General features: G+C 63.4%; 19 protein-coding genes and 1 other RNA gene. 11 read left to right on the top strand and 9 right to left on the bottom strand.

The features are described 5' to 3' along the window. Window positions 1-111: 111 nt before the first annotated feature. Both ACNQFG_RS07565 and ACNQFG_RS07560 read right to left on the bottom strand, forming a co-directional pair. The gene (locus ACNQFG_RS07565) at window positions 112-3,858 is read right to left on the bottom strand and encodes a UvrD-helicase domain-containing protein (RefSeq protein ID WP_423406499.1); all 3,747 of its coding nucleotides are present in this window, start codon (window positions 3,856-3,858) and stop codon (window positions 112-114) included. Further along, window positions 3,855-7,217 carry a PD-(D/E)XK nuclease family protein gene (locus tag ACNQFG_RS07560; RefSeq protein WP_423406498.1) on the bottom strand — a complete coding sequence of 1,121 codons (3,363 nt, stop codon included), beginning with the start codon at window positions 7,215-7,217 and terminating at the stop codon, window positions 3,855-3,857. The genes ACNQFG_RS07565 and ACNQFG_RS07560 overlap by 4 nt, the downstream gene beginning before the upstream one ends. A gap of 138 nt (window positions 7,218-7,355) precedes the next feature. On the opposite strand from ACNQFG_RS07560, the gene ruvX reads away from it, so the two are divergent. After that, window positions 7,356-7,787 (top strand): Holliday junction resolvase RuvX, encoded by a 432-nt coding sequence (gene ruvX, locus ACNQFG_RS07555; RefSeq protein ID WP_423406497.1) that lies wholly within the window; start codon window positions 7,356-7,358, stop codon window positions 7,785-7,787. 51 nt (window positions 7,788-7,838) lie between these two features. On the opposite strand, the gene ACNQFG_RS07550 is transcribed toward ruvX, so the two are convergent. Then, window positions 7,839-8,573, bottom strand: a complete 735-nt coding sequence (locus ACNQFG_RS07550; RefSeq protein WP_423406496.1) for a peptidylprolyl isomerase — start codon at window positions 8,571-8,573, stop codon at window positions 7,839-7,841. Between the two features lie 269 nt (window positions 8,574-8,842). On the opposite strand from ACNQFG_RS07550, the gene ACNQFG_RS07545 reads away from it, so the two are divergent. From ACNQFG_RS07545 to ACNQFG_RS07535, 3 genes are all read left to right on the top strand, one after another. Beyond that, window positions 8,843-9,157, top strand: coding sequence for a DUF1292 domain-containing protein (locus ACNQFG_RS07545; protein ID WP_423406495.1), 315 nt, complete (start codon window positions 8,843-8,845; stop codon window positions 9,155-9,157). 26 nt (window positions 9,158-9,183) lie between these two features. Beyond that, window positions 9,184-9,388: non-coding RNA, 6S RNA (gene ssrS, locus ACNQFG_RS07540), on the top strand. A 255-nt stretch (window positions 9,389-9,643) separates the two neighbouring features. After that, window positions 9,644-10,279, top strand: a complete 636-nt coding sequence (locus tag ACNQFG_RS07535; RefSeq protein ID WP_423406494.1) for a hypothetical protein — start codon at window positions 9,644-9,646, stop codon at window positions 10,277-10,279. A 47-nt stretch (window positions 10,280-10,326) separates the two neighbouring features. On the opposite strand, the gene ACNQFG_RS07530 is transcribed toward ACNQFG_RS07535, so the two are convergent. The 5 genes from ACNQFG_RS07530 to ACNQFG_RS07510 all read right to left on the bottom strand — a co-directional run bounded on the left by ACNQFG_RS07530 (window position 10,327) and on the right by ACNQFG_RS07510 (window position 13,163). Next, on the bottom strand, window positions 10,327-10,530 hold the full coding sequence (locus tag ACNQFG_RS07530) for a DUF378 domain-containing protein (RefSeq protein WP_423406493.1): 204 nt from the start codon (window positions 10,528-10,530) through the stop codon (window positions 10,327-10,329). A gap of 64 nt (window positions 10,531-10,594) precedes the next feature. Continuing rightward, window positions 10,595-11,197 carry a 4-(cytidine 5'-diphospho)-2-C-methyl-D-erythritol kinase gene (locus ACNQFG_RS07525; protein ID WP_423406492.1) on the bottom strand — a complete coding sequence of 201 codons (603 nt, stop codon included), beginning with the start codon at window positions 11,195-11,197 and terminating at the stop codon, window positions 10,595-10,597. Beyond that, window positions 11,140-11,487, bottom strand: coding sequence for a hypothetical protein (locus ACNQFG_RS07520; protein ID WP_423406491.1), 348 nt, complete (start codon window positions 11,485-11,487; stop codon window positions 11,140-11,142). The genes ACNQFG_RS07525 and ACNQFG_RS07520 overlap by 58 nt, the downstream gene beginning before the upstream one ends. Before the next feature lie 12 nt (window positions 11,488-11,499). After that, window positions 11,500-12,684 (bottom strand): pyridoxal phosphate-dependent aminotransferase, encoded by a 1,185-nt coding sequence (locus tag ACNQFG_RS07515; protein WP_423406490.1) that lies wholly within the window; start codon window positions 12,682-12,684, stop codon window positions 11,500-11,502. Further along, a complete protein-coding gene (locus ACNQFG_RS07510) occupies window positions 12,684-13,163 on the bottom strand; it encodes an Lrp/AsnC family transcriptional regulator (RefSeq protein WP_005935606.1) in 480 nt (159 codons plus the stop codon). Before ACNQFG_RS07510 ends, ACNQFG_RS07515 begins: the two co-directional genes overlap by 1 nt. Window positions 13,164-13,650: 487 nt before the next feature. Here ACNQFG_RS07510 and ACNQFG_RS07505 point away from each other — a divergent pair, with 487 nt between their 5' ends. The 7 genes from ACNQFG_RS07505 (at window position 13,651) to ACNQFG_RS07475 (ending at window position 21,516) form a co-directional block, all read left to right on the top strand. Beyond that, window positions 13,651-13,920, top strand: a complete 270-nt coding sequence (locus ACNQFG_RS07505; protein ID WP_423406489.1) for an ACT domain-containing protein — start codon at window positions 13,651-13,653, stop codon at window positions 13,918-13,920. 160 nt (window positions 13,921-14,080) lie between these two features. Beyond that, window positions 14,081-15,442 carry a PFL family protein gene (locus ACNQFG_RS07500; RefSeq protein WP_423406564.1) on the top strand — a complete coding sequence of 454 codons (1,362 nt, stop codon included), beginning with the start codon at window positions 14,081-14,083 and terminating at the stop codon, window positions 15,440-15,442. Between the two features lie 83 nt (window positions 15,443-15,525). Next, a complete protein-coding gene (locus tag ACNQFG_RS07495; protein ID WP_207685570.1) occupies window positions 15,526-15,891 on the top strand; it encodes an endonuclease domain-containing protein in 366 nt (121 codons plus the stop codon). 135 nt (window positions 15,892-16,026) lie between these two features. Further along, window positions 16,027-16,662 carry a stage II sporulation protein R gene (locus ACNQFG_RS07490; protein WP_423406488.1) on the top strand — a complete coding sequence of 212 codons (636 nt, stop codon included), beginning with the start codon at window positions 16,027-16,029 and terminating at the stop codon, window positions 16,660-16,662. A gap of 149 nt (window positions 16,663-16,811) precedes the next feature. Further along, window positions 16,812-17,282: a peptidoglycan-binding domain-containing protein gene (locus ACNQFG_RS07485; RefSeq protein ID WP_423406563.1), complete on the top strand. Its 471-nt coding sequence runs from the start codon at window positions 16,812-16,814 to the stop codon at window positions 17,280-17,282. Window positions 17,283-17,449: 167 nt separating this feature from the next. Beyond that, on the top strand, window positions 17,450-18,592 hold the full coding sequence (locus tag ACNQFG_RS07480) for an exonuclease SbcCD subunit D (protein ID WP_423406487.1): 1,143 nt from the start codon (window positions 17,450-17,452) through the stop codon (window positions 18,590-18,592). Further along, window positions 18,589-21,516, top strand: a complete 2,928-nt coding sequence (locus ACNQFG_RS07475) for an AAA family ATPase (protein ID WP_423406486.1) — start codon at window positions 18,589-18,591, stop codon at window positions 21,514-21,516. Before ACNQFG_RS07480 ends, ACNQFG_RS07475 begins: the two co-directional genes overlap by 4 nt. On the opposite strand, the gene dnaK is transcribed toward ACNQFG_RS07475, so the two are convergent. Continuing rightward, on the bottom strand, window positions 21,463-23,262 hold the full coding sequence (gene dnaK, locus ACNQFG_RS07470) for a molecular chaperone DnaK (protein ID WP_423406485.1): 1,800 nt from the start codon (window positions 23,260-23,262) through the stop codon (window positions 21,463-21,465). The two genes, ACNQFG_RS07475 and dnaK, sit on opposite strands and share 54 nt — an antisense overlap. Between the last annotated feature and the right edge of the window lie 43 nt (window positions 23,263-23,305).

The following is a 23,305-nucleotide window of genomic DNA, read 5'->3' as shown; positions in this document are numbered from 1 at the left end:
GTTGCCCCTCGCAAGGCGAGCGCGGCACAGGCCGTAGCTGCTTTCTTTACCGGAACAGTTTACCACACCCGGCAAAGCCTGTCAAGCATTTTTATGCGATTTTGCAGAAAATTATCCCTTCACCTCGATCAGCCTCCCCAGCTCCAGCGAGTAGATGCCCTTATACGTTACCTTCTTCGGCGCAAAGCGCTTATCGATGGCAAGAGCATAGAGGTTCAGCTGCGGGCGGTAGGCCCGCAGGAAGTCCGCTTCGGTCTTGCGGCGGTCGGTCTTGTAATCCAGCAGTTCCAGATGATCCGGGAAGATGAGTACGATGTCCGCAATGCCCTGCACGAGGACGCTGGCCTTCGCCGCTTCGCCCTCCGGGGCCGCGCTGCCCTGTGCCGTCAGCACGGCCGACGCGGGCAGCGCCGTGATGAAGGCCAGCTCCCGCAGCACGGCATCTGCCGCACAGATGCGGGCAAAGGCTTCGCTCTCGGCAAAGCGGCGGATGCGGCGGACGTCCAGCTTTTCCGCGATCTCCGGCGGGGTCAGCTGCACGGCCACCTGACGGTCCCGTTCGGCGCAGATGGCCTCATCGAGGGTGCCGGATGTCTTTGCAGCAGCAAGGGAGGCAAAGTCCGCGTGTTCCAGAAAAGCGTGCAGAGCCGTGCCCATCTCGGCGGCGGTCAGGCCGTCCTTGGAGAGAAAGGCAGGGCGTTCCAGCGTGGTCTGCTCGGCCTTGTGCACGATGCTGGTCACGCTGACCTTGGCGGGCACCTCCGCCAGCGAAGCCGCCGGGTACTGCCAGGCAAAGCCCTGCCGCAGCTGTTCCGTCAACACCGGGTCGGCGGCGGGGGCTTCCGGGGCCGGGGCTTCTTCCGCGGCGGGCTGGATCTCTTCCGGAGCCTCTTCAAAGGAAAAGTCGATGGTGCTGCGGGTGTCCGCAAACGGCAGTTCGAGGTTCTCGGCCAGGCGGCGCAGCGGCCCGCCGTTGGGATGGACGAGCAGGGCCGTGCGCAGCCAGTCGGCGAAGCTGTTGGCCTGCCGGTTCAGCGTCTCCCCTGCGCCCGCCGCGAGGAAGGCCGCCGCCTTCGCCAGCGGGTTGGTCGTTTTGGTCATGCCCAGCGGGATGGTCATGATCAATTTGTCCTGTGCGCGGGTGAGCGCTACATACAGCAGACGCATCTGCTCGCTGCGCAGTTCGGCAGCGTGGACATTGGCCAGCGCCGCGTAGGCCGCCGTTTTATAGGAACCTTCGCCGTCTTCGGGGCGTAGGCGCAGCCCGGCCCCGTACACCCGGTGGAGCAGCACCGGCTGGCGGGTATCGGCAGCATTGAACCGCCGGGCCGTATCCGCCACAAAGACCACCGGGAACTGCAGACCCTTGGAGCGATGGATGGTCATAATGGTCACACAGCCAGGTCGCGCACCGCCGGGCACAGTGTCCTGCCCGGTAGAACCGGCCTGCGCCGCCGCGTCGATGGCGCGGATGAGGCCGGAGATGCCGTTTGCCCCGGCCCCGGCGCAGAAGGACGCGAACCGCCGGGCATCTTCCCGGCGGTGCGCACCGTTTTCCAGTACGCCCAGCGCAGCAAGATAGCCGGTGGAGACAAAGATCTCTTCCAGCAGCTGTTCCACCGGTACGCTCCGGGCCATCCGGCGCAGCTCGGTCAGCCGGGCATAGAACGCCCGGACCTTCTGTTCAAAGGGGCTTTCTTCGGCGCTGTTCACGGTCAACAGCAGTGCCCCGTACAGGCTCATCCGCTGGCGGTGCTGCGGTGCAGGCGTCTCCCCTGCCGCCTCCTGTGCGGCACGGCGGGCCTCGTCCTGCTGTTTCTGCAATTCCTCCGCGCGGGCACGCAGGCGTACAAGGTCGTCGTCCGTAAAGCCGAACATCGGCCCCAGCATGGCGGCGGCAAGGTAGATATCCTGCGCCGGGTTGTCGATGACCTTCAAAAGCGAGATCAGCGGCCGGATGTGCGCTGCTTCCATCAAGTTTTCGCGCGCATCCGCATACACCGGGATGCCCCGGGCCGTGAGCGCTTCCTCATAAGCGAGGAAGTCGCCGCGCGCCGCCAGCAGGATGCAGCAATCCTCGTACTGCACCGGGCGGGTGGAGCTGCCGTCCCGCACCTGCTCCCCGGAGGCCATCAATACTTCGATCTTCCGGGCGATCCACGCCGCGTCGGTCTCAGCGGTGTCGTCGGGCAGGAAGTGCGCTTCCACGCTGCCGGCGTATTCGCCGGGTGCACCGCACACCAGCCGCTGGCCGTCACCGTAAGCCGTATCGCCCAGCTGGGGTGTCATGAGCTGCTCAAACAGGAAGTTGATGCCCCGCACCACTTCCGGCGCACTGCGGAAGTTCGCATCCAGCGCCAGCAGAGCGTTCTGGCCGGGCGTCCCTTCCGCCGGGCGGTGGCGGGTCGCGCCGCCGGGCAGGAGCGGCCAGGCATCCAGCTTTTCCCGGAAGATGCTGGGGTCGGCCTGACGGAAGCGGTAGATGCTCTGCTTCAGGTCGCCCACAAGGAACAGGTCATCCCCCGCCGGGGAAGCAAGGCAGCGGTAAATGGCATCCTGCAAAGCGTTCGTGTCCTGATATTCGTCCACCATCACGGCGGCATAGCTGTGCCGGATGCTCTGGCACAGCGGGGTGGGGGTGCCGTCCGGGCTGCGGAGGAGCCGGAGCGCCTGATGCTCGAAGTCACTGAACTCCAGCAGCTTCCGCTCCTGCTTTTTGGCCGCAAAGCGGGCATCAAAATCCCGCACGGCGGCAAACATCGCCCGCAGCCGGGGCAGGGCGGCGGCGCGGTCGGCTTCGGCCTCGTCTTCACTGCAAGAGATCAGTTCCAGGATCTGCCCGAACAGCGCAGCCGCTTCGTCGGCGCGGGTCTTGACGGCGGCTTTGTGCTCTCCGGTCAGCCGTTTTTTCATGCCCTTGAAGCCGGGCATCTCCTCCATGCCCAGCACATAGGGTGTCAGCTTATCGTACAGCGGTGTCCACTGCCCTGCCGCAGCCAGCCGTTCCACCTCGCCCAGCAGGGCGGCGGCCGCTTCGAGCCGTTCCAGCGGTTCGGCGAATTTATCGTTGACACCGGCCACGGCCTTGGCGCGGGCGGCATCGGTCTTTCCTTTATTCTCGGCCTCAATGCGGGCCAGGATGAGGTCTTCTTTGCAGTCGTTCCAGGCGGCGCAGAACAGCTCCCGCCCGGCTCTGGCAGCGCGGACTGCCTCGGCCAGCAGCAGGTCATGCCAGCAGGTCGCATCGAATCCATGCCCGGCCTGCCACGGTTCCAGAAATTCATCCAGCCTGCGGTCGTAGTCCGGCAGAGCGCGCAGAAAATCGTACACATGCAGGATGGTATTGCCTGCGGCCTGATCGGTGCGGCCCTTTCCGTAAAGGTCTGCAAAGGCACAGAAGTCCGGGTCGCGGTAGGCATTTTCCAGCGTTTCGGCCAGCGCCGAAGCCCGCAGCACCTCCACGCTGCCTGGGTCTGCCGGGGCAAAATCCGGCGGGATGTCCAGTGCCTGAAAGTGCTTGTGCAGCAGGTCCAGACAGAACGCGTCAATGGTGCAGATGGGTGCGCGCTGCAAAAGCATCCGCTGGCGGCGCAGGCTCGTGTTGTGGGGCTGCTGCTGGCTGAGCCGCAGCAGTGCCTGCCCGATGCGTGCCCGCAGCTCTGCCGCCGCCGCATTGGTAAAGGTGACGATGAGCAGTTTGTCCGCATCCACCGGGTGGTCCGGATCGGTGATGAGCCGCACCGCGCGTTCGGTCAGCACGGCCGTTTTGCCGCTGCCCGCCGCTGCGCTCACCAGCAGCGCACCACCCCGGTCGTCGATGGCGGCCTGCTGGGCGGCTGTCCATTTGGTTTCACTCACGGCTGTTCCTCCTTTCCTTCTTCCGGCGGAGTCTCAGGGACTTCAAAGGGTTTGGCCGGGGCTTCCAGTGCCCGCTCGCCGATGCCGGTCTCGTGGCAGCAGATAAAGCTGTAGTCGCACCACAGGCAGGGGCTTCGGCCCGTGACCAGCGGTTCCGCAGCGATCTGCCCATCGTAAAGCTGCTGGCCCATCTGGGTGACAAGATCATCCAGATGCAGCTGGATGCGGTCAAGCTTGGCGCTGTCGGCGCGTTTGTCCTTCTGGTAGGGGCTGGGCACACCGCGCAGATACGAGAAGGGCAGATACCGCCCCGTCTCGTCGGCGTCCATGGCGCGGAACAGCTTTTGCTCGTCCCGCACCAGGCCGTCCAGCTTGTATTCCACGCTGCGGGCTGCGTTGGCGCGGGTGGTGTTCTCCGGGGCCGGGTCTGCCAGCAGATACAGCACGCCTGCCGGTTCCGCGCCGGTAAAGCGGCCGCTCTTATCCCGCGTCAGGCTGAACAGATACAAAAGCATCTGGCAGTCCAGCCCACAGTATACCTCTTTCAGGTTCAGTTTTTTGGTGCCGGTCTTATAGTCCACCACCCGCACCCAGCGGGTGCCGTCTTCCTCCACCCACTCGTCGGCGCGGTCCACCGTGCCCACCAGCTGCACCGTGCGCCCATCCGAGAGATGATAGGTCTGGGCGCGGACGCCGTCCCCGCCGCTGCCGATCTTCAGCTCGCAGGCCACAGGCCGGAAGCTGGACTGGCGCTGTTCATCCCGCAGGTAGCACAGCAGGCTCGCCATGCTCTTTTTCAGGCGGGAGAGCAGGTAGGCAAAACGGGCTGTGTCTTCGGGCAGATAGCGGCGGGCGTATTCGTCCACCAGAAGCCCCGCCAGCTCCGCCATGGCGTCGTCGTCCAGCTCGATGAAGGGAGCCAGCATGGCGGCGCAGGGGTTGTCCGGCGCAGGGTCCGGGTCCAGCGCCATTTGCAGCACCCAGTGCATCAGGGTGCCGCTCTGGTCGGCAGAAAGCTCGGCCCGTCTGCGGGGCTTCAGGCCCAGCACATACTGCAAAAAATAGCCATACCGGCAGGTATAGTATTTTTCCAGCTGGCTGGGCGAGATGCGCAGCCGCTGCCCCAGCAGTTCTTCCAGTGCATCCAGGTCGCTGACCTGCCGGGGCGAAGCGTCCGCCATCCGGCGCAGCAGCTTCAGGCCCTCCGGCTCCTCGCCGCCGGGGGTGCGCAGCGCCTCGGTCAGGCTGGCGCGTTCCGTGTCGGTCATCGGCCAGCCGCCGCCCAGGCAGTCGAGGCCGTCGGCAGGGGTCGCGGCCAGGTCGGGCAGAGCCAGCTCCGGCGGAGCCGGTTCCAGCGCCTCCACGATGGGTTCCAGCGCTGCGCACAGGGTCTTGCCCTGCCCCTTGGGCCAGCTGAGCCACAACCCCTTTGCCGGTGCGGTGAGGGCTTTGTAAACGCACACCTGCTCGCGCACCACGCGGTTCTCAAAGCAGTCCGGCAGATCGATTTGCTTTGCCATCAGAACATCGCGGTCGGCGTGGGTCAGAAGGCCCGTCTCGGACGGTGCACAGGGAAATTCGCCCTCCGCAAGGCCCAGCACGAACACATAGTCCGGCGCGTCCAGACGCATTTTGCCCGCGCTTGCCAGCACCACGGCATCCAGCGTCTGCGGGATGTGCCCAAGGTCCGAAGAGCGCAGCAGCAGGCTGAACAGGTCCTCATATTCTGCAAAGGTCACACCCTGCCCGCCCAGCAGGTGGGCCATCTCGTTGAGCAGCTGCATCACCACGTTCCACTCGCGGGCCGCTTCCTCTGCCGCCGGGATGCCCCGGGCAGTGCGGACGGCTTCCACCAGCGCTGCCTGCTGCTCTTCTGCACCCAGCTTTTTCAGGCAGAAGTAGAGCGCCCGGCTGATGGCCTCGGCGTTGGCGTTCCGCACCTTGCCGCGCAGGGCATCGGCGGCGTTCACCAGCAGAGCGCGGGCCTTTTCGGCATCGGACAGATTCCGGGCGTCCTCTTCGGTCAGCTCCCGATCGCCGAAGCCTTTGGGATCGTTCCGGAACGCTGCCCGCCATGCCGCCGCATTGGGTGACCAGGTATAGGCATAGTTTTCCAGCGCGCAGACCTCTTCTTCGGTCAGGGCGCACAGGCCCGTTTTGGCCAGCGTGGTCAGATTCTCGGTCAGGTCGGCCCCGCGGGCCAGCGCCAGCAGTGCACGCACTGCCGTAGCCGGGGCGCTGAACTCCGGGGTGGTGGGTTCATCGCAGTAAAGCGGGATGCCCGCCATCCGGAACTCATACCGCACGGCGGCGCGGTACTTGCCGATGTCGCGGCAGACCACCGCGATCCTGCCGCAGCGCACGCCCTGCCGCATCAGGCGGCGGATGGCCGCAGCGGTGCAGCGGGCTTCCTCTTCCCGGCTGGCAGCGGCAAACAGCCGCACCTCGTCCGCTGGCGCTTCCAGCGGTGCACAGGTGCCGGTCTCCAGCAGCGCGGTCACTGCCGCAAGGCCGGGGGCCTCGGTGTGCCGCAGGTCCCGCCGGAGCAGCTGGGGCGCAGCCACCTCGGCCCCATTTTTGCGGGCCAGCTGCCGCAGCTGTGCGGCCACCTGCTTGGCCCCCGAAAACAGGCTCACATCGCCGGGCACGAGCGGTGCCCCATCGTCGCACAGGGCCACTGTGACGGTGGGCAGCGCCGCCAGCATCGCGCCCATCAGCCGCTTTTTGGGTGCGTTGAAGGTATCGAACTCGTCAATGAACACTTCCCGCTCCTTCAAAAATCCCGGCACTGCGCCGCAGGCCAGCGCCTCTTCGAGCCGCGCTCCGGCCAGCTCCAGCCGGTCGGCGGGGTCCATGCCGGTGCCCGCCAGCAGCGTTTCGTACCCCTGAAAGATCAGTGCCAGCTCCCCCAGTTTGCCGCTCTCAGCCCCGCAGCCTTTGGCAAGGTCGGCCAGCTGCCGGCCGGACAGGCCCGCGCTCTTGAGCTCGTCGATAGTCTGGGCCGCCATCTGGCAGAAGGCCGCACTGCGGCGGTGGCGGTAGTAGTAGTGCACATGATCCTGCAGCTCTTCCAGCGCGCGGCGCACCAGCACGGCCCGGCCCGCGTCCGAAAGGGTCTGCACCGCCGCGCCGCCCTCGGCAGAGAGGATGCGCTCGGCCAGACTGGTAAAGGAAAAGCTTTCCACCATGCCGGAAAGAGCATCGCCCAGCTCCCGGTAGATGCGGCCCTCCGTGCTGGAAGTGAACTGTTCCGGCACCAGAAGGATGCTCTTCTGACCCGCCTCAGCGCGGGCACGGATGCGGTGATACAGCAGCGTCGTCTTGCCGCTGCCGGAGCCGCCTAAAACCAGTTGTAACATAAAAACCTCTCTTTGCTTGCCCTCTCCGTCATCGCGAAGCGCCTGAGAGGGCGTGACCTGCTCTTATTGTAACACAAAATTGCAAGAACATCTATTCTGTGATACACTGGGGAAAACCGAATGGGAAAGGATGCCATTATGAAGATATTAGCTGTTGACTACGGCGACAGCCGCACCGGCCTTGCCACCTGTGACCGCACCGAGTTCCTTACAACGGCCATCACCCCGCAGATCACCCTGAAAGCCCGCAACAAGGTGGCGGCACGGGTGTGCGAGATTGCCGCCGAGATCCATGCCGAACTCATCGTGGTGGGCCTGCCGCTGAACATGGATGGTACCGAGGGCGAACGCGCCATCAAGAGCCGCAAGCTGGCAAAGACGGTCGAGATCTGGAGCGGCCTGCCGGTGCGCATGTGGGACGAGCGCCAGACCACCTGCGAAGCCGCCGATATCCTCTCCGAGACCGGCACCTTCGGTGCCCGGCGGAAAGAGATCCTCGACTCCGTCAGCGCCACCGTCATCCTCGAAGATTACCTCGCCTGGCGCAAAGAGCACCCCGGCGAGATCTGAGCAGCAAAAAGGCTCCCACTGCCACGGGAGCCTTTTTGCATTGCGCAGTTGTTATTGATAGGTCTCGATGCTCACGCTGTTGATGGTGATGTCCTCACGGGGCTTCTGGTTTTCGTCCACGGCGGTCTGGCCGATGGCATCCACCACGTCCATGCCCTCGTACACCTGGCCGAAGACGGTGTCGGTGTAATCGAGGTAGGGTGCGCCGCCTGCCGTCTGGTAGGCAGAAACGACCTCCGCGCGGTAGGAGGCCGCATTCATCTGATCCACAAGCTCCTGCGTCACGGAATCGCCGCCGGGCAGCGACTCCATCACATAGAAGACGCTGGCGCACTGGCCGGAGGCATCCGTGGCCGCACACAGCGCCCCGGCGTAGTGATGGAGCCGGTCGGTGGCCTCAATGGGGTAGCGGCTGCCGTTCCAGATGGTACTGCCCCTGCCGTCGGCCCCCTGCCCGGCTTCCACCACAAAGCCGCTCTCCACGCGGGAGAAGGTCAGGCCGTTGTAGTAGCCTGCCTGCACAAGGCCTGCAAAGTTATCATAGGCCTGCGGGGCCTTGTCCGGGAAAAGCACCGCCTTGAACACGCCTGCCGAGGTATCGAACACCGCAATGGTGTCCCCCGCCGCAGGGTGGGCAAACTGCAGCTCTGCCGATTCCACTGCCGGGCGGGAGATGGCTTTCGGCCCCGAAGTGCCGCTGAACTTGTCCTTGAGCGAACAGCCCGTCAGCGCCACACAGCCCAGGAGCGCCAGCACCGCCAGCGCTTTTTTATAAAAACGATTCATAACTCTGACCTCTCGGTGAATAGCATAGTAACAGCTTCCCGCTCGCCCGGAACCGAGCAGGCGGTACACAGAGTTCAGTATAGCATATTTCTGCGCCGGATGCGAGAGGGAAATGCGTGAAAATTTGTCCGCAGATTTCTGTGCGAAAAAGCATCTTGACGAGCAGGCAAAAAAACGCTACACTATAAGCACAGCAAGGGCCTGTGGGAGCACAGAAAGCCCCGGCTGCCCCAACTTTATTTTTCGTTTGTAACAGGAGAACGTATCTTATGGCAGAAGAGATCAAGAACCCGAACGCCGAAGAGGAATATCAGCCCGACCTGATGACCCTGGAGGATGAGGACGGCAACGAGATCACATTTGAGGTGATCGATGCGCTGGACCACAAGGGCGTGCATTATCTGGCTGCTGTGGAATACGCCGAGACCGAGGAAGACGTGAACGAGGATGCTCAGCTGGTCATTCTGAGCGTTGGCGAGGATGATGAAGGCGAATATCTGGATGTTGTGGACGACGACGAGACCCTGCTGGAAGTCAGCAAGCTGTTTGAGAAGCGGCTGAGCGACCAGTTCGAGATCGAATAAGTTTTTCAGACGATTGACCCGTGCAAAACTTCCTGCCCGGCTCGATTTGTTGCGGTTTATATGATCCTACTAATCATTCAACGGGAGCTTGGAGTTCCCCGGTGGATTGCAGACCTCCCCGTCATGGGGCGACCATGAAGGCTCGATGAGGAAGCGCGAACCCGGAGACAGGGCACCCACCTGTCCGTAAGGGTAGGTTTGATTGACCGCAGACGACCGGGCGGGATCTTTTTATAGCAATCCATCCACCGCTGTCCTCTGCCAGGAGGAACAGTGTGTGGATTTTTTTATACCCTCTCAGTCTCGCTGCGCTCGCCAGCTTATCCCCTTCTGGCGCAAATGTGCCACCTCCCCCGACCGGGGGAGTCTTTCGAAAGGGAGAGCCCTTGGCAAGCCGGTTTTGGCTATTGTTTTTCGCCCTGCGGGCTCTTTTGCAGCAGGGCTTCGCGGATTTGTCAGCGTGTTTGAAAGGATGTGCATTGCGGCATGAAGTCAGAACATCTGGTGGGGACGAACATCCCCCGATTCACCTACGACACCCCCACGGTACCGGAAAACGATTTTTATGCCCTGTGCGAGGGCAGTCGGCCCCTGTGCATGATCTTCCTGCCGGGGTTCGACCATCCCGTCAGCCGTGAGTACATCACCCGCTACCTCAAGACCCTGCCCGCCCTCAAGGGCGCACGGCTGGCCTGCGTGGTGCGGTCCAGCGCCAAGGCGGTGGCCACGGCCACCCGTGGGTCGGAGTTTCCCTTCACCCTCATCTGCGACGCGCCGGGGGTGCTGTACGGCTACCTTGGCGTAGAACAGGCCCGCGGCATCCTGAGCTGGAGCTTTGCGGCCCAGAAGATCTACAAGGCCGCCAAAGATGCCGGTTATCACTACGACAAGTCTGCCCCGCAGCTGCTGCCGCTGACGCTGGTGGTGGGCCATCAGGGCAGGATCCTGTTCACCCACTCCGGCCGCAGCCAGACCGACCTGCCCGAGGACTGCGCCGCCATCCACGAGGTCGTCCGGGCCGTAGAGGCAGCTACCGTTCAGGCCCGCACCGACGCGAACCCCCACTGCTCCGACGAAACGCTCACCCTGCCGGATCTGGTAGGCTGGGATGACGGGACCTGACCCAGCAAAAGAGCCACGGCTGCGGCCGTGGCCCTTTTTGGTTCGTCTCACTCGATGTCGTCGTCCGTGAACAAGCCCGGAATGCCGCAGACTGCGGCGATGCCGACCACGGTGAACACGATGCGCGACCAGATGGATGCGCTGCCGCCCAGCAGCCAGCCCACAAAATCGAATTGGAACAGCCCCACAAGGCCCCAGTTGATGCCGCCCACGATCATTAAGATCAGACAGATTTTATAAAAGGTCTGCACGAAAAGACCCCCTTTCCTTTGGGAATAGCATTTCCCAGGAAAGAGGGTCTTATTCCGTTTTGCGTTACAGCATCCACTTCGGGGCGGTGACCCGTGCACCGCCCTTGTCGGGCTGGGCCACATAGACCTGCGGCCAGCGGGTCTTCAGGGCCGCAGCCGCCGTGCGGGCTTCGGCTTCATCGGCAAAGATGCCGAACACCGCCGCACCGCTGCCGGTCATCAGAGCCGTGAGCGCACCGTGTTCGCAGAGCGCAGCCTTGATGGCCTCATTGTCCTTGGCACCGCTGCACTCTTCCAGCGCATTGCCGGCGGCGGCGCAAAGGGCATCCAGATCTCCGGCACGGATAGCGGCTTCCTGCGCTCCGCAGTCCGGGTGGATGCTGCTGCCCACCCGGTCATAGGCCGCAAAGGCCTCCGGGGTGGAAACGCCGTAGTCCGGCATCACCACCGTGAACCAGCACTCCGGCACCGGCGGCAGCGCCTTGAGAAAATCGCCCACACCCTGCACCCGGCAGGTGCCGCCCATCAGGGCAAAGGGCACATCCGCACCGATCTTTGCGCCCAGCGCGCACAGCTCACTCATGGACAGATGTGCCCCATACAAAGCATTCAGTCCCACGAGGACGGCGGCAGCATCGGCACTGCCGCCCGCCATGCCCGCCCGCACCGGGGCACGTCCTTATAGATGGTGATGTCCACGCCCGCCAGAAGGCCGGTGTAGCGGAAGAACGCGATGGCCGCCTTGATGGCGGTGTTGCTGTCGTTGGCGGCAACCGGGCTTCCGGGCAGAGAGAGGTTCAGGCCGCTGCTGCGGGCCAGCACCACCTTTTCATACAGGGTGATGGCCTGCATGGTCATGTCCAGATCATGGTAGCCGCTCGGCAGAAGGCCCACCACGTCCAGCGCCAGATTGAGCTTTGCGGGGGCCAGAACGGTCACGCAGTTCAGCCTTGCCATTTTCAACTCTCCTCACTGCGGCATTGCGATGCCGTTTTCCTCCAAAAAGGCGCGGATGCGCTTCATGGCTTCGGTCAGATGCTCCACCGAGTACGCATACGACACGCGGCAGTACCCCTCGCCGGAAGCGCCAAAGGCATCGCCGGGGATGATGGCCACATGCTTCTGTTCCAGCAGCTTCGTGCAGAAATCCTGACTGCTCATGCCCGTGCTCTTGATGCAGGGGAAGGCGTAGAACGCACCGCGCGGCTCAAAGCAGGTCAGGCCCATATCGTTAAAGGACTTCACCACAAGGCGGCGGCGCATATTGTACTCGTCGCGCATGCGGTCGATCTCGCCGTCGCACTCCTTCAGGGCAGTGATGGCGGCGTACTGGCTGGTGGTGGGAGCGCTCATGATGGCGCTCTGGTGGATCTTGGTCATGATCCGGATGATGGGTGCCGGGCCGCAGGCATAGCCCAGACGCCAACCGGTCATGGCGTAAGTCTTGGAGAAGCCGTTCACCACGATGGTGCGCTCGGCCATGCCGGGCAGGGTGGCAATGGAAACATGAGGCCGCAGGCCATAGTTCAGCTCTGCATAAATTTCATCGGAGAGCACCATGATGTTGGTACCGCGCAGCACCTCAGCTACCGCTTCCAGATCCTCGCGCTCCATCACCGCACCGGTGGGGTTGTTGGGAAACGGCATGATGAGCAGCTTTGTCTTGGGGGTGATGGCTGCTTTCAGCGCATCGGCACGCAGGCGGAACTCGTCCTCCTGACGGCAGGCCACATGCACCGGTACACCGCCGGACAGGGTGGTGATGGGCTCGTAGCACACAAAGCAGGGCTCCGGGATGATGACCTCGTCCCCGGGCTGCACCAGCGTGCGGATGCACATATCAATGGCTTCGCTGCCGCCCACCGTGATGAGCACCTCGTGCAGCGGGTCGTAGTGCAGGCCCATGCGGCGCTCCAGATACTTTGCCACCTCGGCGCGCAGCTCCTTCAGGCCTGCGTTGGAGGTGTAGCGGGTGCGGCCATGCTCCAGACTCTCGATGCCGGCTTCGCGCACGGCCCATGGCGTTTTAAAGTCCGGCTCGCCCACGCCCAGACTGATGCACTCGGGCATTTCGGCAGCCAGATCGAAAAATTTGCGGATGCCGGAGGGGCGCATGGCCTCAGCGGCAGGCGCGATCAATTTATCGTAGTCCATCACAGCACCGTGCACTCTCTTTCATCGATTTCTTCGTCCTGATACAGGCGGCCCTCTTTTTTATAGGTGCGCAGCACAAAATGGGTGGCGGTGGACAGCACATCGTCCAGCGGAGAAAGGCGCTTTGCCACGAACAGGGCGATCTCCTGGAAGGTCTGGCCCTTGATCACCAGCTGCAGGTCGTAGCCGCCGCTCATCAGCAGCACGCTCTCCACCTCGTCAAAGGCGGCAATGGTGGCTGCGATCTCGTCAAAGCCGCGGCTCTTCTTGGGGCTGACGTTCAGCTCGATGACGGCCTCCACACGGTTCACACCGGCCTTTTCCCAGTCCACAAGGGTCTTGTAGCCCTTGATGATGCCCTGCGCCCGGGCCAGATCGATCATGGCCGCCACCTCGGCGGGGGATTTATTCAGCATCGTGGCGATATCCTCAATGGGCAGCCGCGCATTGTCTTCCAGGATCTTCAAAAGCTGTTCCATCGTCGTTACTCCTTTGTATCCGCGGCGTACCGCGTCGATTTGTATCTTTCAGTATAGCACAAGCGCGCCGTATTTGCATCTTGTTTTTTGGATAGACCGTCTTTTCCGCTCAGTTCTCGTTCTTTTTTACAAAAAGTGTGTTCAAAAACCGGTAAATCTGCTATACTGGAAGGGAAATCTTGCCCTCTCAGGCGCTTCGCGCCAGCTCTCCCAGGGGGAGAGCCCTTGGCAGGCCGGGCAGGTCGGTGTGATTGCCTTGCGGCTCCCGCACAGCCGGGCCCTGTCCTCATTGGCAGCATCTGCCGACTTGACGCGCAAGGCAAGCTTCTGCTGACCGTTGCAGCGGAGCCCGGCAGCCTGTGCAGAATGAGGCTTCTTCATCCAGCACATCCAAAACCGACACGCCAGCGGCTCCCCCTTTGGGGAGCTGGCAAACCCAAAGGGTTTGACTGAGAGGGTTTTCCATCAACTATTGGGGGTAAGGAATATGAAAGCATTCATCACGGTCATCGGCCACGACACCGTCGGCGTCGTCGCAAAAGTTGCTGCCCTGTGCAGTGAGCTCAACATCAATATCGAGGACGTGACCCAGAGCATCCTGCAGGGCATGTTCGCCATGATCATGCTGGTGGATATCAGCAACTGCAATGTGAGCCACGAAGAGCTGCACAAGCGCACCGACGCGCTGGCTGCCGAGATGGGCATGCAGATCAATGTTACCCGTCAGGAAGTGTTCGACGCGATGCACACGATCTAACCTCTCCGTCATCGCTGACGCGATGCCACCTCCCCTATTGAGGGGAGGCCTTGGCAAGCCGGTTTTGAACGTGCCAATCGCCTGCGGCTCCAAAGCAGCCGGGCTTCGCGTTTTTGTCAGCGACAGAGGAATCTAAGAGAGAAGGGAATCTATTATGAGCATGATGAATACCGGTGACATTCTCGAGACCATCGAGATGTTCACTCAGGACAATCTGGACGTGCGCACCGTCACCATGGGCATCAGCCTGCTGGACTGCATCGACCCGGACCCGAAGAAGGCGTGCGAGAACATCTATAACAAGATCACCACCAAGGCCGCAAACCTTGTGCCCACGGTGGAGCATATCAGTGCCGAGTACGGTATTCCCATCATCAACAAACGCATCAGTGTCACACCCATCGCCATGCTGCTGGGTGCCTGCCCGGATGCCGACCCTGTGGAGTTTGCAAAAACTCTGGATGCCGCCGGTAAAAAGGTGGGTGTAAACTTTGTGGGCGGCTACAGTGCTTTGGTGCACAAGGGCTTTTCTGCCGGTGACCGCCGCCTGATCGAGTCCATTCCCCGCGCACTGGCCGAGACCGACATCGTGTGCAGCTCGGTGAACATTGGTGCCACCAAGGCAGGACTGAATATGGACGCTGTCAAGCTCATGGGCGAGGCCGTCAAGAAGGCCAGTGAGCTGACGGCTGGTCGTCAGTGCATCGGTGCCGCAAAGCTGGTGGTGTTCTGCAACGCACCGGAGGACAACCCCTTCATGGCCGGTGCATTCCACGGCCCCGGCGAGCCGGACTGTGAGATCCACGTGGGCGTTTCCGGCCCCGGCGCTGTGCGCGCTGCACTGGCCCGCCTGCCCAAGGATGCCCCCATCGACGAGGTGGCAGAGCTGGTCAAGCGCACCGCCTTCAAGATCACCCGCGTGGGCCAGCTGGTGGCCAATCTGGCTTCTCAGGCACTGGGCGTGCCCGCCGGCATCATCGACCTGTCGCTGGCACCTACCCCCGCCATCGGCGACAGTGTGGCCAATATTCTGGAAGAGATGGGCCTTGAGACCTGCGGCTGCTGCGGCACCACCGCCTGTCTGGCCCTGCTGAACGATGCCGTGAAGAAGGGCGGCGTGATGGCCTCCAACCACGTGGGCGGTCTGTCTGGTGCCTTCATCCCGGTCAGCGAGGATGCCGGCATGATCCACGCCGCCGAGACCGGATGCCTGACCATTGAAAAGCTGGAAGCCATGACCGCCGTCTGCTCGGTGGGCATCGATATGGTCATCATCCCGGGCGACACCACCCCGGCTGTCATCAGCGCCCTGATCGCTGACGAAGCCGCCATCGGCATGGTGAACAGCAAGACCACCGCCGTGCGCGTGATCCCTGCCATTGGCCGCAAGGCCGGCGAGGTGCTGGACTTTGGCGGTCTGCTGGGCTATGGCCCCATCATGGCCGTGAACCAGCACGACCCGTCCGTGTTCATCAACCGCGGCGGCCGCCTGCCTGCCCCCATGCAGTCGCTGAAGAACTAAAGGACCCTCTCAGTCAATGCTTCGCATTGCCAGCTCCCCCGAAGGGGGAGCTTCAGCAGTGACGTGTGTACGCTCTATTCATTATGAAACTTGATATTGTTCCCAAAAATCATGGTATGCTCCCGCAGGCTCGTGCGTTGCGCCGCAATATGACTCCACAGGAAGCAAAGTTGTGGTATCAATTTTTACGAAACTATCCTGTTAAAATCTACAAGCAGCGTATCATTGAATCCTTTATCGTCGATTTTTATTGTTCAAAGGCTCAATTGGTCATCGAAGTGGATGGCACACAGCATTTTTCTGAACAGGGACAGACTTATGACCGCGAACGAAGCGCTATTTTAGCGCAATACTATTTACAAGTCCTGCGTTTTTCGAATGCGGAAGTGGATTTTCATTTTGACTCTGTCTGCGAAAAGATTCATCAAACGATCCAATCTCGTTTATGATGTTTCCCTTTTCCATTCAAGCTCCCCCTTCGGGGGAGCTGTCGCCGCAGGCGACTGAGAGGGTTTCCGCTGTATAATCACACCCAAACAGACCCAGACTCTGGATAGTATTTCCAGAGAAAGGGTCTGTTTTTTATGTACAGCCGCATTTTATCCCGCCGCCAGATGACTGTCTGGTGCATCACACTCAGCGGTGCGCTCGCGCTCTGCATCGGTCTGCAGGGCCTGCTGGGCTGGGGCCGCACCCAGCTCGACACCGGAGCCGCGCTTGCCGCCGACACTCTGCGGCTCCACATCCGCGCTGCCAGTGATACCACTGCCGACCAGACCGACAAGCTGGCCGTGCGGGACGCCGTGCTCGCGTATCTGGACACGGCCTGCCCGGCGGCAGACCAGCCCGCCGCCCTCCGCTGGGCTGCGGCCCACCTGTCCGAGCTGCAGCGGGTCGCCCGCACCGTGCTGGCCGGGCGCGGCAGTTTTGCACCGGTGCGGGTGTGTCTGGTGGAAATGTACTTCGGCACCACCCGCTACTCTGCCTCGGCCCTGCCCGCCGGGCGGTATCAGGCCCTGCGCATCGACATCGGCGCAGCCCCCTATGGCCGGAACTGGTGGTGTGTGCTCTACCCCGGCCTCTGCCGCACCGCCTGCGGCGGCTATGCCACCCCCGCCGAGAACGACCTCGTCTGCGGGCGGTATCTCCTGCGGTTCAAATGCGTGGAGTGGTGGCAGAAGCACACCGCCCGCCGGGAAGATGTCATCCTGCTGGGATAACCTCTCCGTCATCGCATCCGCGATGCCGCCTCTCCCGGCAGGAGAGGCCCTGGCCGTCGGGTATTGCCTGCTGGATCCGACAAAGGTTCCCACGAACACTTCCACCTTCCGCCGCATAAGCTCCTAGTGGAAGGAGTGTGAGTTTGACCATGGCAATTCCTGCCTATTATTCCCTCATCCAGCGCGGCTCCACCGGCCCCGATGTAGCACTGGTGCAGACCTGGCTCAACGGTGTGCGCGACGCCTGCACATGGTACCACGAGCTAACCACGGACGGGCGGTTCGGCACCAAGAGCGTGAACGCCGTGAAGGAGTTCCAGCTCAAAAACAAGATGAATGTGGACGGCAAGGTGGGCGCGAACACATGGAACGTGCTCTACACCCGCTACACGGCCAAGCACGGCCTGCATGTGCCCTACCCCGGCATTGCCCTGCGCAGCGGCTCTTCCGGCGGCACGGTGCGTCTGGTGCAGCAGAAGCTCAACTCTCTGGGTGAAAAGCTCTCCACCGACGGCAAATACGGTGCTTCCACCGCAGCCGCCGTGGAGCGCTACCAGCGCCGCAACGGCCTCACTGCCGACGGCGCAGTCGGCAAAGCCACCTGGGAGAAGATGTTCTAGCTCCCCCAGCCGCCTTCGGCGGCAGCCCCCTCGGTGAGGGGGCCAGACAGCCTCCCTCTCAGAGGGAGGTGGATGTGAGCGAAGCGAGCAGACAGAAGGAGTTTCCTCTTCTGCTCGCTTCTTCTTCATGTTATAATAGAACCATTCAACTGAAAGGCGGTGCTCCCATGCGTTTTCTGCATCTTTCCGACCTGCATCTGGGCAAGCGGGTGTGCGAGTTCTCCATGCTGGACGACCAGCGGTACATTCTGGAACAGATCCTCTCCCTGCTGGACAGCAAGCCCGTGGACGGTGTGCTGCTGGCGGGCGACCTCTACGATAAGCCCGTTCCCCCTGCCGAAGCCGTGCGCCTGCTGGACTGGTTCCTCACCCAGCTGGCCGAACGCAGGCTGCCCGTGTTCGCCATCAGCGGCAACCACGACTCCGCCGAGCGGGTCGCGTTCGGTGCCCATCTGCTGGCGGGGAGCCAGGTCTACGTCAGCCCGGTGTTCGAAGGGGCCCCGGCCCCCATCCCCCTCACCGACGAGTACGGCACGCTGGACGTGTACCTTCTGCCCTTCCTCAAGCCCGCCATGGTGCGCCACATCTACCCGGACGAGCCCATCGAAAGCTACAGCGACGCCCTGGGCTGTGTGCTGCGTCGCTGTGCCCCCGACCCGGCCCACCGCAGCGTGCTGGTGGCCCATCAGTTCGTGGCCGGTGCCGCCTGCTGTGAGAGCGAGGAAGTCTCGGTGGGCGGTGTGGACAGCGTGGATGCCAGCCTGTTCGATGCCTTTGACTACGTGGCGCTGGGCCACCTGCACAGCCCCCAGAAGGTGAGCCGCGATGCCGTGCGCTATTGCGGCACCCCGCTGAAATACTCCTTTTCGGAAGCAGACCAGCACAAGAGCGCCACCTTTGTGGAGCTTGGACCGAAGGGAGAGGTCACGCTTTCCACCGCGCCGCTTACCCCGAAGCACGACCTGCGGGAAGTGCGCGGCAGCTACATGGAGCTGACCGACCGCCGCAATTACGACGGCACTGCGGTGGACGACTACCTGCACATTACCCTGACCGATGAGCAGGACGTGCCGGACGCGCTGGCCCGCCTGCGGGTGATCTACCCCAACCTGATGCGGTTGGACTACGATAACCTCCGCACCCGCACCCAGGCCGACCTCGACGCCCCGGCCCAGACCGAGCAGAAAACGCCGCTGGAACACTTTGCGGCCTTTTATGCGCTGCAAAACAATCAGCCCCTGAGCGCCGAGCAGGCGGCATTCTGCCAGCAGCTCATTGAGGAGATCTGGAAGGAGGGCGAAGACGCATGAGACCGCTGAAGCTCACTCTTTCGGCCTTCGGGCCATACGCCAGCGCCGTCACGCTAGAACTGGAGCGCCTAGGCAAAGGCGGCCTGTATCTCGTCACCGGCGATACCGGCGCAGGCAAGACCACCCTGTTCGATGCCATTACATATGCGCTGTACGATCATTCCAGCGGCGGCGTGCGCGAGGGCGCCATGCTGCGCTGCAAATATGCTGATCTTAAAACGCCCACCTTTGTGGAGCTGGAATTTGAGGTGAACGGCCAGCGCTATACCGTACGCCGCAACCCGGAGTACCAGCGCCCCAAAAACCGCGGCGAGGGCATGACCACCGAAAAGGCGGACGCCGTCCTCACCTACCCGGACGGACGCCCGCCCGTGACCCGGTCGAAGGATGTCACCGCCGCCGTCACCGCCATCATCGGGCTGGACTACAGCCAGTTCTGCCAGATTGCCATGATCGCGCAGGGTCAGTTCACAAAGCTGCTCAACGCTTCCACCGAGGAGCGCAGCCGCATTTTCCGCAAGCTGTTCCGCACCCAGCGCTACCAGAAATTGCAGGACGCGCTGCAAGAGGAGAACGCCCGCCTCACGGCCCAGCGCACAGCCCAGAACGTCCAGCTGGACGCGGTGCTCTCCGGCATCCGCTATCCGGAGACCGACCCCGACGCCGAAGCACTGAGCGGGCTTTCGGCGCAGCGCCCCGCCGAGGAAGTCACTGCCCTGCTGGACGGGCTCCTCACCCGGCAGGAAGCGGAACTCTCCGCTGCTGCCGCCGCCCACACCGCCGCGCAGACGCAGCTGGACGCTTTGCAGCAGACGCTGGGCCGGGCCGAGCAGGCCGAAGCCCTCCGCCGCCAGCGGGTCGAAAAGCAGGCCGAGCTTGCCGCCCTGCTCCCCCGCCGGGACGCAGCCCGCGCCGATGCGGCCCGCCATGCAGGCGATGCCGCCGCACTGGACGCTCTGACCGCCCAGCTTGAGCGGGCCAGAGCGGGCCTTGACGCCTGCGACGCGCTGGACAAGCTCTGCCGCGCACAGACCGCCGCCCGCAGCGAGGCCGACCTCGAACAGGCCAAAGCCCGCAAGGCGCGGGCCCAGCTGACCGCGCTGGATGCAGAACTCGCCGCACTGGACGCCGAAGCGGCCGCCCTCGGCGACCCGGAGACCCGGAACGTGGCCCTGACTGCTCAGGCCGAGCAGCTCACCCGCCGGGAGACCGCCCTCACCGCGCTGGCCCAGAGCCTGACCGAAGACCAGCGCCGCACCCACGCAGCCCGACAGGCACAGGACGCCTACCGCACCGCAGCCGCCGCGCAGGAAGCCGCCCACGCGGAACGGGACGCCTGCGAGCGGGCGTTTCTGGACGCACAGGCCGGACTGCTGGCGCAGGCGCTGGCCGAGGGTGCGCCCTGCCCCGTGTGCGGCAGCGTCCACCACCCGGCCAAAGCAGCTCTGCCCCACACAGCCCCCACGCAGGCGCAGGTGGATGCCGCCAAGCAGGCGGCCGAAGCAGCAGACCGTGAAGCGCAGGATCGCGCGGCCGCAGCCCGCGAAGCCCTCGCCGCCCAGCGGGAGGGCAAAGCCACCCTCCGCCGGGACGCCGAAAGCCTTTTGCCCGAACGCTTCACCTCGCCGGAGGGGCCGGTCGCTCTGACCGTGGCCCTGCTGAAAACGGCCCTTGCCGAGGAGACTGCCGCGCTCCAGACCGCACAGGCCGAGAACCGCGCAGCCCTGCAAAAGGCCGCCGCCGACTGTGCCCGCCGCACCCGGCTGGATACCACCCGCAAGACCAAAACGGCCCAGCGCATTGCGCTGGAAGCAGCAGCGGCCTCTGCCGAACAGACTGCCGCCGCCCGCGAAGCCACGGCTGCGGCGCTGGAACAGCAGATCACCGAAGCCCGGCAGAGCGCACCGGCCAGCCGCGCCGAGGCCCAGCAGACGGTCGCCGACCTGACGGCCCAGCGCACCGCCCTGCGCACCGGCATGGAGCAGGCCGAAGCCGCCCGCAGCGCCGCGGAAAACGCCGTCGCTGCCGCCGAAGCCGCCGTGCAGGCCCTGCAAGACCAGCAGGCCCCGGAGACCGGGGCCGCAGACCTCGACGCTTTGCGCACCCAGCTCACTGCACTGCAAGCGGCCCGCCAGCAGGCCGCCGAGCGGGAAAAAGCCCTGACGGCCCAGCTCGTGCCCAACCGCCGCGCCGCCGCCGACTACCGCCGCCTGGCCGCGGCCCGGCAGGTGCTGGAGACCCGCTGGCAGTGGGTCAACGCGCTGGCCTCCACAGCGGGCGGCACCTTGACCAGCAAACAGAAGATCAAATTGGAAGCCTACATCCAGATGAACTATCTGGACCGCATCCTGCGCCACGCCAACACCCGCCTGATGCAGATGACCGCCGGGCAGTACGAGCTGGAGCGCATTGGTGCCGAGAACCAGCGCAGCCAGTCCGGCTTGGACCTTGGCATCATCGACCACTACAACGGCACCCGCCGCAGCGTCAAGACCCTTTCCGGCGGCGAAAGCTTCAAGGCATCGCTGGCGCTGGCACTGGGCCTTTCGGACGAAGTACAGAGCGCGGCAGGCGGCATCCGTCTGGACACGCTCTTCCTCGATGAGGGCTTCGGTTCCCTCGACGACGAAAGTCTGGAGCAGGCCATCCGGGTCCTCTCCGGCCTGACCGAGGGCGACCGGCTGGTGGGCATCATCTCCCACGTAGGTGCTCTGAAAGACCGCATCGACCATCAGGTCCTCGTCAAAAAGGCCCGCAGCGGGGAGCACGGTGGAGCTGATCGTGTAAACATGTCCGTTTCTCCACCCTCCGTTCCGGCCCTGCCGAAAAAAATCTCCGCGCAGCTGCGCGGAGATTTTTTGTTTGTCTTCTTATTGTTCTTTCTGTTCTTCGCTCGTGTAGAGCATCATCAGGTGGTTGGCTGAGGCTTCCAGCTGCTCTTTGGCCTGACGGAGATTGGCTTCCTCGTTTTCATTCATCTTTTCCGGCTTATCCTTGCGCAGGCAGCGGCGGAGGTTGGCGAGGTCGGTTTTGATGCGGTTCTTCTCGTCCTTGTCCAGCTCCTTTTTGCATTTGGAAAGAGCCTCGTCCACCTTGTAGGCCAGCACCTCGGCCTGATTGTGCAGGTCCAGCCGCTCCTTGCGGCGGCTGTCCTCGGCCTCGTAGGCGGCAGCGTCTGCCATGGCGCGCTGGATCTCATTTTCCGAAAGGTTGGTGCTGCCGGTGATGGTGATGTTCTGCTCCCGGCCGGTGCCAAGGTCTTTGGCAGACACCTTCACCACGCCGTTCACGTCGATATCGAAGGTAACTTCGATCTGCGGTTTGGAGGAGAAGCTTGCCCGAATGCCGGTGAGCTTGAATTTGCCCAGACTCTTGTTGTCGCGGGCAAAGTGGCGCTCGCCCTGCAGCACGTTGATCTCCACACTGGTCTGCATGGGCCGTGCGGTGGTGAAGATCTGGCTCTTGCGGGTGGGGATCATGCTGTTGCGGGTGATCAGCGGGGTGGCCACGCCGCCCAGCGTCTCAATGGAGAGGGTCAGCGGGGTCACATCCATCAGCACAAGGCCCTGCGCCGCTGCGCCGGTGGCACCGGCCAGCTTGCCGCCGCCCTGCAGCAGACCGCCCTGCACAGCCGCACCCATGGCAACACACTCGTCCGGGTTCAGGCTGTGGCTGGGTTCGCAGCCCAGCAGCTCCTTCACCTGACGCTCCACCGCAGGCATCCGGGTGCTGCCGCCCACCAGCAGCACCTTGCCCAGCTGGCTGGCAGAAATGCCTGCATCCCGCAGCGCATTCTGCACAGGAGCCACTGTGCGGGCCAGCAGGTCGCCGGTCATCATTTCGAACTGCGGGCGGGAAAGCGAGATATCCAAGTGGTGAGGGCCGTCCTTGCCCACTGCGATAAAGGGCAGGTTCAGCTGTGCCGACGGCGCGGCAGAAAGCTCCTTTTTTGCCTTTTCGGCTTCCTCTTTCAGCCGGCCCATAGCCGCCGGGTCGCGGGAGAGGTCGATGCGATCCGACTTTTTGAACTCGGCCACGGCATATTCCACGATGCGCTGATCGAAGTCGTCACCGCCCAGATGGGTGTCGCCGCCGGTGGCAAGCACCGTAAAAGTCCCGTCCTCGATCTCGATGATGGACACATCAAAGGTGCCGCCGCCGAGGTCGTAGACGAGGATCTTCTGCGCCGCTTCGTTATCCAAACCATAGGCCACAGCGGCAGCAGTAGGCTCGTTGATGATGCGCAGCACGTTCAGGCCTGCAATGCGGCCTGCATCCTGCGTAGCCTTGCGCTGGCTGTCGTCGAAGTAGGCGGGCACCGTGATGACCGCTTCGGTCACCGGCTCGCCCAGATAGCTCTCGGCATCGCGGCGGATCTTGGCCAAGATCATGGCGCTGATCTCCTGCGGGGTCAGGTCTTTGCCGTCGATGTGCACCCGGTAGTCACTGCCCATATGGCGCTTGATGCTGGAGATGGTGCGCCCGGAATTTGTGGCGATCTGTCGCTTGGCCGCACCGCCCACCAGACGTTCACCGTCCTTCGTGAAGGCCACAACGCTGGGGGTGGTGCGCTCACCCTCCGCATTGGTGATGACCACGGGCTTGCCGCCCTCCACCACTGCCACGCAGGAATTGGTCGTGCCGAGATCGATGCCGATTACTTTGCTCATAGTGCTTGTCCTCTTTTCTTGCAGCACAGATTTTTTTCCAGAA

Origin of the sequence: Faecalibacterium prausnitzii, from assembly GCF_049532945.1 — a bacterium.
Lineage (GTDB): Bacteria > Bacillota > Clostridia > Oscillospirales > Ruminococcaceae > Faecalibacterium > Faecalibacterium prausnitzii_N.
Note: the sequence above shows the minus strand (reverse complement) of the source record. Positions and strands in the feature narration are given on the sequence as shown.

Bases quoted from the DNA above. Each gene is read 5' to 3' on its own strand.
- ACNQFG_RS07560 (WP_423406498.1), bottom strand. From the start codon at position 7,217: ATGTTACAACTGGTTTTAGGCGGCTCCGGCAGCGGCAAGACGACGCTG.
- ruvX (WP_423406497.1), top strand. From the start codon at position 7,356: ATGAAGATATTAGCTGTTGACTACGGCGACAGCCGCACCGGCCTTGCC.
- ACNQFG_RS07550 (WP_423406496.1), bottom strand. From the start codon at position 8,573: ATGAATCGTTTTTATAAAAAAGCGCTGGCGGTGCTGGCGCTCCTGGGC.
- ACNQFG_RS07545 (WP_423406495.1), top strand. From the start codon at position 8,843: ATGGCAGAAGAGATCAAGAACCCGAACGCCGAAGAGGAATATCAGCCC.
- ACNQFG_RS07535 (WP_423406494.1), top strand. From the start codon at position 9,644: ATGAAGTCAGAACATCTGGTGGGGACGAACATCCCCCGATTCACCTAC.
- ACNQFG_RS07520 (WP_423406491.1), bottom strand. From the start codon at position 11,487: ATGGCAAGGCTGAACTGCGTGACCGTTCTGGCCCCCGCAAAGCTCAAT.
- ACNQFG_RS07515 (WP_423406490.1), bottom strand. From the start codon at position 12,684: ATGGACTACGATAAATTGATCGCGCCTGCCGCTGAGGCCATGCGCCCC.
- ACNQFG_RS07510 (WP_005935606.1), bottom strand. From the start codon at position 13,163: ATGGAACAGCTTTTGAAGATCCTGGAAGACAATGCGCGGCTGCCCATT.
- ACNQFG_RS07505 (WP_423406489.1), top strand. From the start codon at position 13,651: ATGAAAGCATTCATCACGGTCATCGGCCACGACACCGTCGGCGTCGTC.
- ACNQFG_RS07500 (WP_423406564.1), top strand. From the start codon at position 14,081: ATGATGAATACCGGTGACATTCTCGAGACCATCGAGATGTTCACTCAG.
- ACNQFG_RS07495 (WP_207685570.1), top strand. From the start codon at position 15,526: ATGAAACTTGATATTGTTCCCAAAAATCATGGTATGCTCCCGCAGGCT.
- ACNQFG_RS07490 (WP_423406488.1), top strand. From the start codon at position 16,027: ATGTACAGCCGCATTTTATCCCGCCGCCAGATGACTGTCTGGTGCATC.
- ACNQFG_RS07485 (WP_423406563.1), top strand. From the start codon at position 16,812: ATGGCAATTCCTGCCTATTATTCCCTCATCCAGCGCGGCTCCACCGGC.
- ACNQFG_RS07480 (WP_423406487.1), top strand. From the start codon at position 17,450: ATGCGTTTTCTGCATCTTTCCGACCTGCATCTGGGCAAGCGGGTGTGC.
- ACNQFG_RS07475 (WP_423406486.1), top strand. From the start codon at position 18,589: ATGAGACCGCTGAAGCTCACTCTTTCGGCCTTCGGGCCATACGCCAGC.
- dnaK (WP_423406485.1), bottom strand. From the start codon at position 23,262: ATGAGCAAAGTAATCGGCATCGATCTCGGCACGACCAATTCCTGCGTG.